Origin of the sequence: Sphingomonas oleivorans, from assembly GCF_003050615.1 — a bacterium.
Classification (GTDB): Bacteria; Pseudomonadota; Alphaproteobacteria; order Sphingomonadales; family Sphingomonadaceae; genus Sphingomonas_H; species Sphingomonas_H oleivorans.
Genome location: NZ_NWBU01000018.1, coordinates 35,663 through 47,964 on the forward strand (window position 1 = coordinate 35,663; position 12,302 = coordinate 47,964).

Below are 12,302 nucleotides of genomic sequence, written 5' to 3' on the forward strand. Positions count from 1 at the left end.
GGCCGAAGAGGCGCGATCAGGCCGCCTGCCTGCCGGGGCAGAGATAGGAGATCAGCCTGGCCAGCTCGCGGCGCAGATCATGGCGATGGACGACCATGTCGAGCATGCCATGTTCCAGCAGATATTCGGCGCGCTGAAAGCCTTCGGGCAGCTTCTCGCGGATGGTCGATTCGATCACGCGCTGGCCCGCAAAGCCGATCAGCGCGCCCGGCTCGGCAATCTGCACATCGCCCAGCATCGCATAGGATGCGGTGACGCCGCCGGTGGTGGGATCGGTCATCACCACGATATAGGGCAGGCCCGCCTCGCGCAGCTTGGCGATGGCGACGGTCGTGCGGGGCATCTGCATGAGGGACAATATGCCCTCCTGCATCCGCGCGCCACCAGCCGCGGTGAAGATGATGTAAGGGCAGCGGTCGGCGATCGCGGCCTCGATGCCGGCGACGAAGGCGGCACCCACGCCCAGGCCCATCGATCCACCCATGAAGGCGAAATCCTGCACGCCGATAACGGCCTTGAAGCCCTCGATCGTGCCGCGTGCATTAATCAGCGCGTCATTCTCGCCCGTCTTGGCGCGTGCGGCCTTGATCCGATCGGCATATTTTTTGGAGTCGCGGAATTTGAGCGGGTCCTCGCGCACTTGCGGCGTGGGCAGCAGCACATGGACGCCATTGTCGAACAGGTCGTTGAAGCGCGCGTCTGGCCCGATCCGCCCATGATGCTGGCATTTCGGGCAGACCGACTGATTGTCCTCATATTCCTTGGTGAAGACCATCGCCCCACAGGCCGGGCATTTGTGCCAGAGATTGTCGGGGGTTTCGCGCTTGGCGATGAAGGGGATGCTCTGACGCACCCGGTTGAGCCAGCTCATGCTGCTTTCTCCTGCCGCGCCGTACGAATGGCGGCGGCCAAATCCTTGACGATATTGCGAACCGCGGCGGCCGGATCGTTGCCGGACGCGGCCGCGCGGGCGATCTCGTCGACGATCGCGGAGCCGACGACCACGCCATCCGCGACACGGGCGATCGCGGCGGCCTGGTCGGGCGTGCGCACGCCGAAGCCGACCGCCACGGGCAGGTCGGTTGCCGCCTTCAGCTTGGCGACGGCGGCCTCGATGCTGGTCTGCGCCGCCTGCTGCTTGCCGGTAATGCCCGCCACCGAGACATAATAAAGGAAGCCGCCTGCGCCTTCCAGCACGGCGGGCAGGCGGGCGGCGTCGGTGGTGGGCGTGGCGAGGCGAACGAAATCGATTCCCGCCGCACGCAGCGCGGGCCCGAGCGCCTCATCCTCCTCGCTCGGTATGTCGACGCAGATCACGCCGTCGACGCCGGCGCGGGCCGCGGCATCGGCGAACCATGCGGGGCCGCGACGCACCATCGGATTGGCATAGCCCATCAGCACGATCGGGAAATCGGGATGACGCGTCCGGAAATCCGCCACGATTTCCAGCAGCTTGGCCGTCGTCGTTCCTGCGCCAAGCGAACGGATGTTGGCGAGCTGGATCGCCGGGCCGTCCGCCATCGGATCGGTGAAGGGCATGCCGAGCTCGATCACGTCCGCGCCGCCTTCGACCAAGGCGTCGAGGATGGCGGGCGTGGCGGCGGGATCGGGATCGCCGCCCGTGACGAAGGCGACGAGCGCCGCGCGGTTCGCATCGGCCAAGTGCGCGAAAGTGGTGGCGAGGCGGCTCATATCGCCACCCCCAGCGCCTGCGCGACCGTGAAGATATCCTTGTCGCCGCGTCCGCTCAGATTGACGATGATGATCTGATCCTGTCGCATTTCCCGTGCCTTGCGACCGACGGCTGCCAATGCGTGCGAAGGCTCCAGCGCGGGGATGATGCCTTCGGTGCGGCACAGCAGCTGGAAGGCGTCGAGCGCCTCCGCGTCCGTCGCGGACTCATAGGTGACGCGGCCGATATCGTGCAGCCAGCTATGTTCCGGGCCGATGCCGGGATAATCGAGCCCCGCCGAGATGGAATGGGCTTCGGCGATCTGGCCGTCCTCGTCCTGGAGCAGGAAGGTACGGTTGCCATGGAGCACGCCCGGCTGGCCCCCGGTGAGCGAGGCGGCATGCTCGGTCGTGTCGAGCCCCTTGCCGGCGGCCTCGATGCCGAGCATTGCCACGTCCGGATCGTCGAGGAAGGGATGGAACAGGCCGATCGCGTTCGATCCGCCGCCGATCGCGGCAATCAGCAGATCGGGCAGGCGGCCTTCGGCGGCGAGGATGTTCGCGCGCACCTCGCGCCCGATCACCGACTGGAAATCGCGCACCAGCTCCGGATAGGGATGCGGGCCCGCGGCGGTGCCGATGATGTAGAAAGTGTCATGGACGTTGGCGACCCAGTCGCGCAGCGCCTCGTTCATCGCATCCTTGAGCGTCTTCGCGCCCGATTCGACGCTGCGCACCTCCGCGCCCAGCAGCTTCATGCGGAAGACATTGGGTTGCTGCCGCTCGATATCGCGCGCGCCCATATAGATGACGCAGGGCAGGCCGAAGCGCGCGGCGACGGTGGCGGTGGCGACGCCATGCTGGCCCGCGCCCGTCTCCGCGATGATCCGCGTCTTGCCCATGCGGCGGGCGAGCAGGATCTGGCCGATGCAATTGTTGATCTTGTGCGCGCCGGTATGGTTCAGATCCTCGCGCGTCAGATAGATTTTGGCGCCCATGCCCGGGGGCGCATCGGCACGCACCGTCTCGGTCAGCCGCTCCGCATAATATAGCGGGTTGGGCCGGCCGACATATTGGCGCAGCAGATATTCGAATTCGCGCGCGAAAGCGGGATCCGCCTTGGCCGCGCGATATTCGCGCTCGAGATCGAGGATCAGCGGCATCAGCGTCTCGGCGACGTAGCGGCCGCCGAACTGGCCGAAATGGCCCCGCGCATCGGGCTGCGAGCGGAAGGAGTTCGCGCCCCCGGGGAGGGAGGAAGGCTGGTTCATATACGGGCGACCGATTGCAGGAAGGCGGCGATCTTGTCCACATCCTTGACGCCGGGTGCGTTTTCGACGCCCGAGGAGACGTCGACCAGGCGGGCGCCGGTGATGCCCGCCGCCTCCGCCACATTCCCGGCATCGAGCCCGCCGGACAGCGCCCAGGGCAAGGGATGGCGAAAGCCGTCGAGCAGCTTCCAGTCGAAGCGCAGGCCCATGCCGCCGGGCAGATCGGCGCCCTTGGGCGTCTTGGCGTCATAAAGGATGCGGTCCGCAGCCCCGCGATAGGAGGCGGCTGCGGCAAGATCGGCGCGGGTGCGTACGGGCACCGCCTTCCAGAGCTCCAGCCCGTGCCGCGCGCGGATCGCCGCGACGCGCTCGGGCGGTTCAGCCCCATGGAGCTGGATCGCGTCGAGTCCCGTGGCGACCGCCCGGTCGAGCAGCGCATCGTCCGGATCGACGAATACGCCTACCTTCATCACAGGATCGGGGGCGCCCGCGATCAGCGCCGCCGCCTGCTCGGGATGGAGGTTGCGCGGGCTTTTGGGGAAGAAGACGAAGCCGACATGGCTTGCCCCTCCTTTTATCGCGGCAGCGAGCGTATCGGCCGTGGAAAGGCCGCAAATCTTGGCGGTGAGTCGGGGCATGGGCCAGTCCTATACAGGCCGCGTCCCCCGGACGGGAGGCATATGCGCCGCCCGATCAGCGATAGCGGCTGTCCAGAAGCGCCACGGCGTGCCCGGCAAGCTCCATCAGCCACGCCCGCTGCGCTTCATCAACGCAATGCGGCCGGCTATCAAATACACAGAGCGCACCGAGCACGCCCTGCGTCGTGACGAGCGGCGCGCCTACATAGAATCGGATATAGGGCTCGTCCTGCACCACGGGATTGCCGCTGAAGCGCGGATCGCGGGTGGGATCGTCCACCACCGTCACCCGGTCGGGCGCGAGAATCACATGGCCGCAAAAGGATGTGGCGCGCGGCGTCTGCTCGACATCGAAACCCAGGCGGACGAACAGCCGCTGAATATCGCCGTCCAGGATCGACATGGCGGCGTTGGGCGTATCGAACAACAAGGCCGCGCTTTCGACGATCGCCTGGAGGTCGGGGTCCTTCCCGGCTTCCGCCAGCCGATAAGTCTCGACCGCCGCCTGTCGAGCGGCTTCGTTCGCGGGCCAGGGCGCGGGCGAGAAGAATTGGATCCGGTTCATGCAGAGACTCGCGTGCCCGCCGGATCGCCCTTGTCCAGATCGACATGGGCGACGCGCAGCGCATTCTTGCCGGCACGCTTGACCTCATACATCAGATTGTCGGCCATTTTGAGGAAGGTCGCCTCGCGATCCGCATTGCCATGTTCGACGACGAGCGCGCCCATGCTGCACGTAACCGGATAAGGGCAGGTTTCGAGGGATTGGCTGATATCGCGGTGCATTCGCTGCGCGGCGCTGTAGCCGTCGGCGACGCTCGGCACCGGCAGCAGCATGACGAATTCGTCGCCGCCGACCCGCGCCAGCACGTCGCGCGGGCGCATCGTCCGCATCGCGGCATCGGCGAAATCGATCAGCACGATGTCGCCCGCATCATGGCCATGCTGGTCGTTGACCTGCTTGAACCCGTCCAGATCGCTGTAGAGGAACACCAGCACGGGAAGCGCCCGACGCTCGGCGCCGAGCATGCGCCGGAGCTGATCGTGCAGCGCCTGCTTGGTGAGCGCGCCCGTCAGATCGTCGGTGCGCGCGCGGCGGCGCTCGGTCTCGTAGGAGCGGCGGAAGCCCGCGACGAGCATGACGAGCAGCATCAGGCCCAATAGCCGCATCAGGAAGTTCCAGCCCGCGGCGGAGACGGAAACCGCGGCGGCGGGCGACCAGGGGTCGCCCATGCCGTTGATCGCGCTCTGGATCAGCGCGCAGACCATGCCGGTCGCGAGCCCGACGCGGAAGCCGAACGACCAGGCGGCAATCGAAATGGGCAGGAAATAGAGCGCCACCATCGTGTAGGCGGGGCCCGAAGCCCAGTCGAGCAGTGCGATCAGGCCGAAGCTGACGGCGATATAAAGCTTGCTCTGCCGGGAGGAGAGGCCGCTCGCCCAGTCGATCAGCGCCTGCGGGACGTAGGCATGATGCGGGAAGATCGAGGAACTGCTGTTCATGCGGCCGTCTGCCATGGCTGGTCGATCATGATAGAACGAAATGGCACAAAGTCTAATGGATGAAACGATTCCCGCGCCACGGGGCGAAGCGCGGCGGCGGGCAGCGCGTCAGGCGTCGATCGCCTCCTCGTCGAGCTGGGCGGCATTGGCCTGGATGAAGGCGAAGCGATGCTCGGGATGCTTGCCCATCAGCCGCTCGACCAGATCGCGGGTCAGCGCGCGTTCCTCATATTCGGTGGGAAGCGTGATGCGGATCATCGTGCGCGTGTTGGGATCCATGGTGGTCTCGCGCAATTGCTGCGGGTTCATCTCGCCGAGCCCCTTGAAGCGGGCGACCTCGACCTTCTTGCCCTTGAGGATGGTACGCTCGATCTCGGCGCGATGCGCGTCGTCGCGCGCATAGACGCTCTTGTTGTTCGCGGTCAGCCGGTAGAGCGGCGGCTGGGCGAGATAGAGATGCCCGCGCCGGACGATATCGGGCATCTCCTGGAAGAAGAAGGTCATCAGCAGCGTCGCGATATGCGCGCCGTCGACGTCCGCATCGGTCATGATGACGATACGGTCATAGCGGAGCTGGGAGGCGTCGCAGCGTTCGCGCGTGCCGCAGCCGAGTGCCTGGATCAGATCGGCGATTTCCTGGTTCGCCAATATCTTGGCGCTGTTCGCTGAGGCGACGTTGAGGATCTTGCCGCGGATCGGGAGGATCGCCTGCGTCTTGCGGTCGCGCGCCTGCTTGGCCGATCCGCCGGCGCTGTCGCCTTCGACGATGAAAAGCTCGGTGCCGGCCGCATCGTCGTTCGCGCAGTCGGTGAGCTTGCCGGGCAGGCGCAGCTTGCGCGCGCTGGTCGCGGTCTTGCGCTTGACATCGCGCTCGGCCTTGCGGCGCAGCCGCTCGTCCATCCGGTCGAGCACGAAACCGAGCAGCGCGCGGCCGCGATCCATATTGTCCGACAGGAAATGATCGAAATGGTCGCGCACCGCATTTTCGACGAGGCGCGCGGCCTCGGGGCTGGTCAGCCGATCCTTGGTCTGGCTCTGAAACTGCGGATCGCGGATGAAGAGGGAGAGCATCAGCTCGGATCCCGTCATCACATCCTCGGGCGCTATGTCCTTCGCCTTCTTTTGCCCGACCAGATCGGCGAAGGCGCGGATGCCCTTCACCAGCGCGGCGCGCAGGCCCTGTTCATGCGTGCCGCCATCGGGCGTGGGGATGGTGTTGCAATAATAGCTGTAAGACCCTTCCGACCAGAGCGGCCAGGCGACCGCCCATTCGACCGAGCCCGCGGTGCCGGGAAATTCCTGCCGGCCGGAGAAGAATTCGGCGGTGGCGCACTCGCGCGCGGCAAGCTGCTCGCGCAGATGATCGGATAGGCCGCCGGGAAACTGGAAGCTCGCCTCGGCGGGCGTGTCGTCGCTGATGAGCGCGGGGTCGCAGCGCCAGCGGATTTCGACGCCGGCATAGAGATAGGCCTTGGACCGGGCGAGGCGGTGGAGCCGTGCCGGGCGGAAGCGCATCGCCTCGCCGAAAATCTCCGGATCGGGGGTGAAGGCAACGCTGGTGCCACGCCGATTGGGTGCGGCACCCAGCTTTTCAAGCTTCGAGGTGGGATGGCCTTTGGCAAAAGTCTGTCGATATAGCTCGCGGTTACGCGCCACTTCCACGATCGTGTCGGAGGAGAGCGCATTGACCACGCTGATGCCGACGCCATGGAGGCCGCCCGAGGTGGCATAGGCCTTGTCGCTGAACTTGCCGCCCGAATGGAGCGTGGTGAGGATCACCTCCAGCGCGGACTTGCCCGGAAATTTGGGATGGGCGTCGATCGGGATGCCGCGGCCATTGTCGGTGATGGTCAGGCGGTTGCCCGGCCCGAGCGCGACCTCGATCCGGCTGGCATGGCCGGCCACCGCCTCGTCCATCGCATTGTCCAGCACTTCGGCGGCGAGATGGTGGAAGGCGCGCTCGTCCGTGCCGCCAATATACATGCCCGGCCGGCGGCGAACCGGCTCGAGCCCTTCGAGCACCTCGATCGAGGAGGCGTCGTAATTGCTGCTGTCGGGCGTGGGCGCGGAAAAAAGATCGCTCATGACGATCGGTTATAACGGCGCGGACGGGAAAGGGGAGGGGCGGAGATGCAACAAGGCCGGACGCGTGCGGAGACGCGCCCGGCCGGCAGGCTCATGAGGCGGAGCGGATCAGCGGACGCGCGGGCCGCCGAAGGGCAGCGGCGGCGGCGGACGGCGATCGCGCCGGGGAAGCTGCGCCTGATAGGCGACCGAGCAATGTTCCAGGCAATAAGGGAAGCCGGGATTGATCGGATCGCCGCAGAAATGGAAATCGGGCTCGCCCGGATGGCCGATCGGCCATTTGCAGATGCGGTCCGAAAGTTCGAGCAGCGTCGTCTTGCCGGCCATGTCGGCGGACGGCTTGGCGGGGACGAGGCGGCGCGGCGGCGCGGGCGGGATGGGGAGCTGCTGCTCGCCCGGATTCTGGCGCTGGAAGCCGCCCGGACCGATCGAGCGGACTGCGGGTTGCGCTGGTTCGGCGGGTGCCGCCGCGACGGGCACGGGGCGCGGAGCAGGCTCCGGCGCGGGCCTGGGCGCTGGCGGGGCAGGCCGTTCCGCCTGAACGGGCGCAGGCGTGGGCGCAGGGGGTGGCGGCGCGGCCGGCTCGGCGGGAGCGGCCGGCGCCGCCTCGCCCGAGCGCACCGGGGAGGGGCGCGACTGCAGGCCCAGCCGGTGCGCCTTGCCGATCACGGCGTTGCGGCTCACCCCGCCCAGTTCCTCGGCGATCTGGCTCGCGGTATTGCCCGCCTCCCAGAGCTTCTTCAGTTGCTCGATCCGTTCGTCCGTCCAGGCCATTCCTGTCTCAGTCCTTGCCTTCTCGTCGTTGCGGCTTGCGGGCCGGGGCGGCAGCCGATAGGCGACAACCCATGACCGACCAGCCACATCAATTCGTGCGTACCGCCCCCGGCGAGCCGGTGATCCCGTTCGTCAACTGGGGGGGGATGCGAGCCCTCTATGTGAAGGAGGTGCGCCGTTTCTTCAAGGTGCAACTGCAGACCATATGGGCGCCGGCGCTGACGACATTGCTGTTCCTGCTGATCTTTTCGGTGGCGCTGGGCGGCGGCGGGCGGACGATCATGGGCCATCAGTTCGCCAATTTCGTGGCGCCGGGCCTGATCGTGATGGGCATGATGCAGAATGCCTTCGCCAATGCGAGCTTCTCGCTGCTGGTCGGCAAGATGCAGGGCACGATCGTCGATTATCTGATGCCGCCGCTGTCGACCGGCGAGCTGCTGGTGGGGCTGGTGGGGGCCGCGATGACGCGCGCCGTTCTGGTGGGGCTGGCGCTGTGGGTGGCGATGAGCTTCTGGCCGGGCGTGGACGTGCTGCCGCGCCATTTCTGGGCGGTCCTCTGGTTCGGCTTGATGGGGGCGGCGATGCTCTCCTTTCTGGGGCTGCTCACCTCGATCTGGGCGGACAAGTTCGATCATGCCGCCGCCGTCACCAATTTCGTGGTGCAGCCGCTGTCATTGCTCTCCGGCACCTTCTATTCGATCGAGAGCCTGCACGGCGTGTTCCGCGATCTCAGCCATCTGAACCCCTTCTTCTACGTCATATCGGGCTTTCGCTACGGCTTTCTCGGCACGAGCGACTCGCCGCTTGGCGTGGGCGCCGTCGCGCTGCTGGTGGTGAACATCCTGCTCGGCACGGCTTGCTATCAGCTGCTGGCCAAGGGCTGGAAGCTCAAGAACTGACAGGCGTCGCGCCTGATTGACGCGGTCCGGCCGGACCCCCTATATGCGCGCTCCGACAGGCGGCCGGGATGGCCGCCTTTTTGCGTTTCCGGAGTTGTTTCTACCTAGCGTTCGAGAAGGGAGCCGTTTCGATGACCATAACGCCGCTCATGCCCGTCTACCCGCGGTGTGACGTGCGTCCGGTGCGAGGCGAGGGGGCCTATCTGATCGGCGAGCGCGGGGAACGCTATCTCGATTTCGCCAGCGGCATCGCGGTCAATCTGCTCGGCCACGGCCATCCCGTGCTGGTGAAGGCGATCGCGGAGCAGGCCGCGACCTTGATGCATGTTTCCAACCTTTATGGCAGCCCGCAGGGCGAGAAGGTGGCGAAGCGGCTGGTCGACCTGACCTTCGCCGATACCGTCTTCTTCACCAATTCGGGCGCGGAAGCGGTGGAATGCGCGATCAAGACCGCGCGGCGCTACCATTATGTCAACGGTCAGCCCGAGCGGCACCGGATCATCAGCTTCGCCAACGCCTTCCACGGGCGGACGCTGGGCACCATCTCGGCCACCAACCAGCCCAAGATGCGCGACGGCTTCGAGCCGCTGTTGCCGGGTTTCGACGTGGTGCCGTTCAACGATCTGGCGGCGGCGGAAGCGGCGATCGGGCCGGACGCGGCGGGCTTCCTGATCGAGCCGATCCAGGGCGAGGGCGGCATCCTGCCCGCGACGCCGGAGTTTCTGACGGGCCTGCGCAAGCTGGCGGACGAGCATGGCATGCTGCTGATCCTCGACGAGGTGCAGTGCGGCTATGCGCGCACCGGCACCTTCTTCGCCTATGAGCAATATGGCATCACGCCGGATATCATGGCGGTGGCCAAGGGCATTGGCGGCGGCTTCCCGCTCGGCGCCTGCCTCGCCACCGAGGAAGCGGCCAAGGGCATGGTGATCGGCACGCATGGCTCCACCTATGGCGGCAATCCGCTCGCCATGGCGGCGGCCAATGCGGTGCTGGACGTGGTGGCGAACGACGAATTCCTCGCCAATGTCCGGCAGACGGGCGAACGGCTGCGCCAGGCGCTCGAACAGCTCCTCCCCAATCATGACCATCTGTTCGAAAGCGTGCGGGGCATGGGCCTGATGCTCGGCGTCAAGCTCAAGAGCGACAGCCGCGCCTTCGTGGCGCATCTGCGCGACAAGCATGGCCTGCTGACGGTGGCGGCGGGCGACAATGTCGTGCGCGTCCTGCCGCCGCTCAACATCGAAGAGAGCCATATCGCCGAATTTATCGAGAAGCTTTCCGCAGGGGCCCGGGACTATAGCCCGGCGGCGGCATGATGGTGCGGCATTTCCTGGACCTCGCCGATGCCGGCGGGGATGCGATGGCGGCGATGCTGAACGACGCGCTCGACCGCAAGGCGGCGCGGAAGGATTGGCCGAAGGGCCGGGCGGATGCGGACGCGCCGCTCGCCGGCCGCACGCTGGCGATGATCTTCGAGAAGAATTCGACGCGCACCCGCGTCTCCTTCGACATGGCGATGCGCCAGCTCGGCGGCACCACCATCGTGATGGATGCGGGATCGATGCAGCTCGGCCGCGGCGAGACGGTGGCCGATACGGCGCGCGTCCTGTCCCGCTTCGTCGATGCGATCATGATCCGCACCGACGATCATGCGAAGATCATCGAAATGGCGCGCCATGCGACCGTGCCGGTGATCAACGGGCTGACCGACCGCAGCCATCCCTGCCAGATCATGGCGGATCTGCTGACCGTGATCGAGCGGGGCAAGGCGCTGCCCGGATCGCGCTGGGCATGGCTCGGCGACGGCAATAATGTGCTCCATTCGATCATCGAGGCGGGCAGCCTGCTCGGCTTCGAGGTCGCGATCGGCTGTCCTGCGGGCTATGATCCCTCGATGGAGGTGATGGAGGCGGCGCTGAAGCGCGGCGCGAGCGTGACGATCGTGCGCGACGCGGCGCATGCGGCGGCGGACGCGGACGTGGTCGTCACCGACACCTGGATCTCGATGGGGCAGGAGCATGCCGAGGAGAAGCTCGCGGCGATGATGCCCTATCAGGTGACGCCGGAGATCATGGCCGCCGCCGCGCCGGACGCGACCTTCCTCCACTGCCTGCCCGCGCATCGTGGCGAGGAAGTGGTGGAGGCCGTGATCGACGGGCCGCAATCCGCCATCTGGGATGAGGCGGAAAACCGCCTTCACGCCCAGAAATCCGTGCTTCTCTGGTGCTTCGGGCTGATCGGCTGAAGGCGGGGCGCGGCAGGTCGTTTCGGTAAAGGCTGGACTCTCCCCGCTGTCGTTCCGACATGGGCGGGGAGAGTCCGGCCCTCGCCGGACTGCCGAAGGATATCGAATGAGCGATCTGGAACATAATGACGCCGTGGACGTGGCGCTCGGCTTCACCATTCCGGGCCGGCATGCGCGCGGCCGGCTGGTACGTATGGGGCCGGCGCTGGACGCGATCCTGTCCTCGCATGGCTATCCGCCCGCGATCGAGAAGGTGCTCGCCGAGGCGCTGGTGCTGACCGCGCTGTTCGGCACGCTGCTGAAGGATGCGAACGGTCAGCTGACGCTCCAGGCGCAGACCGAGGGCGGCGTGATCGACCTCCTGGTCTGCGATTATAAGGGCGGGCAGATGCGCGGCTATGTGCGTCACGATCCGGAGCGGCTGGCCGAGGCGCCGGTCGATCCCTCGCTCTTCGCGCTGTTCGGCAAGGGCTATCTGGCGATCACCTTCGACCAGGCAGTGTCGGGCGAGCGCTATCAGGGGATCGTGCCGTTGGAGGGCTCATCGCTCGCCGAGGCGGCGCAAAGCTATTTCGCGCAGTCCGAGCAGATACCCAGCCTGGTGCGTGTCGCCGTCGTCGACAATGGCGATGCCGGCCATGTCGCTGGCGGGATCATGATCCAGCATCTGCCCGAGGGCGAGGAGGGGCGCGAGCGGCTGCATACCAGGCTCGACCATCCCGAATGGGAGCATGTGGCGATACTCGGCCAGACGCTGACGCTCGATGAGATCACCGATCCGGAGCTGCCGCTGGAACAGGTCGTCTGGCGGCTGTTCAACGAGGAGAGCGAGGTGCGCGTGCTGCCCAAATCGCGCCTCGCCAAGGGCTGCCGCTGCAATGCCGAGCATGTCCGCAACGTGATCGCGCGCTTCCCGGCGGAGGAGCAGGCCGAGATGGCGGATGAGGACGGGCTGATCCATGTCGATTGCGAATTCTGCTCGCGGCGCTACTCGATCGCGATTGCGGAGCTTGCCGCCTGATCTTTGTTAAGCGCCGGTTTAGCATGGTTGTGCTAGCCAGTATGCGTGCCCAGCTTGGCACGCTTTCCTCCCTAGATCAGGGCCGGTATCGGCCGCACTGGGCCGCCTTATGGGCGGCCCCGTTTTTAGGAGGCTTGCCGCCTTATGGGCGGCCCGTTCTTAGGGGCTCGCCTGCGCCTTCTTCGCCTCCCG

Annotated in this window: 12 protein-coding genes; 4 read left to right on the forward strand and 8 right to left on the reverse strand. The window is 66.6% G+C overall.

The window, feature by feature from the left end:
• Positions 1 to 16: 16 nt before the first annotated feature.
• From accD to CLG96_RS17505, 8 genes are all read right to left on the reverse strand, one after another.
• The gene (gene accD, locus CLG96_RS17470; protein ID WP_107969970.1) at positions 17 to 871 is read right to left on the reverse strand and encodes an acetyl-CoA carboxylase, carboxyltransferase subunit beta; all 855 of its coding nucleotides are present in this window, start codon (positions 869 to 871) and stop codon (positions 17 to 19) included.
• Positions 868 to 1,692, reverse strand: coding sequence for a tryptophan synthase subunit alpha (trpA, locus tag CLG96_RS17475; RefSeq protein ID WP_107969972.1), 825 nt, complete (start codon positions 1,690 to 1,692; stop codon positions 868 to 870). The genes accD and trpA overlap by 4 nt, the downstream gene beginning before the upstream one ends.
• Complete coding sequence (gene trpB / locus CLG96_RS17480) at positions 1,689 to 2,942, reverse strand: tryptophan synthase subunit beta (RefSeq protein ID WP_107969974.1); 1,254 nt, start codon at positions 2,940 to 2,942, stop codon at positions 1,689 to 1,691. Before trpB ends, trpA begins: the two co-directional genes overlap by 4 nt.
• The gene (locus tag CLG96_RS17485; RefSeq protein WP_107969976.1) at positions 2,939 to 3,580 is read right to left on the reverse strand and encodes a phosphoribosylanthranilate isomerase; all 642 of its coding nucleotides are present in this window, start codon (positions 3,578 to 3,580) and stop codon (positions 2,939 to 2,941) included. Before CLG96_RS17485 ends, trpB begins: the two co-directional genes overlap by 4 nt.
• Positions 3,581 to 3,635: 55 nt before the next feature.
• Positions 3,636 to 4,145, reverse strand: a complete 510-nt coding sequence (locus tag CLG96_RS17490; RefSeq protein WP_107969978.1) for a GAF domain-containing protein — start codon at positions 4,143 to 4,145, stop codon at positions 3,636 to 3,638.
• A complete protein-coding gene (locus CLG96_RS17495) occupies positions 4,142 to 5,083 on the reverse strand; it encodes a GGDEF domain-containing protein (protein ID WP_165799696.1) in 942 nt (313 codons plus the stop codon). The genes CLG96_RS17490 and CLG96_RS17495 overlap by 4 nt, the downstream gene beginning before the upstream one ends.
• Positions 5,084 to 5,191: 108 nt before the next feature.
• Entirely contained in the window at positions 5,192 to 7,168 is a 1,977-nt protein-coding gene (gene parE / locus CLG96_RS17500; protein WP_107969982.1) for a DNA topoisomerase IV subunit B, read from the reverse strand.
• 108 nt (positions 7,169 to 7,276) lie between these two features.
• On the reverse strand, positions 7,277 to 7,942 hold the full coding sequence (locus CLG96_RS17505) for a GcrA family cell cycle regulator (RefSeq protein WP_107969984.1): 666 nt from the start codon (positions 7,940 to 7,942) through the stop codon (positions 7,277 to 7,279).
• Between the two features lie 71 nt (positions 7,943 to 8,013).
• On the opposite strand from CLG96_RS17505, the gene CLG96_RS17510 reads away from it, so the two are divergent.
• The 4 genes from CLG96_RS17510 to hslO all read left to right on the forward strand — a co-directional run bounded on the left by CLG96_RS17510 (position 8,014) and on the right by hslO (position 12,110).
• On the forward strand, positions 8,014 to 8,841 hold the full coding sequence (locus CLG96_RS17510; RefSeq protein ID WP_107969986.1) for an ABC transporter permease: 828 nt from the start codon (positions 8,014 to 8,016) through the stop codon (positions 8,839 to 8,841).
• A 131-nt stretch (positions 8,842 to 8,972) separates the two neighbouring features.
• A complete protein-coding gene (locus CLG96_RS17515) occupies positions 8,973 to 10,160 on the forward strand; it encodes an aspartate aminotransferase family protein (protein ID WP_107969988.1) in 1,188 nt (395 codons plus the stop codon).
• Positions 10,160 to 11,089 (forward strand): ornithine carbamoyltransferase, encoded by a 930-nt coding sequence (gene argF / locus CLG96_RS17520; protein ID WP_107970291.1) that lies wholly within the window; start codon positions 10,160 to 10,162, stop codon positions 11,087 to 11,089. Before CLG96_RS17515 ends, argF begins: the two co-directional genes overlap by 1 nt.
• Before the next feature lie 106 nt (positions 11,090 to 11,195).
• A complete protein-coding gene (hslO, locus tag CLG96_RS17525; protein WP_107969990.1) occupies positions 11,196 to 12,110 on the forward strand; it encodes an Hsp33 family molecular chaperone HslO in 915 nt (304 codons plus the stop codon).
• The last annotated feature ends 192 nt before the right edge of the window (positions 12,111 to 12,302 follow it).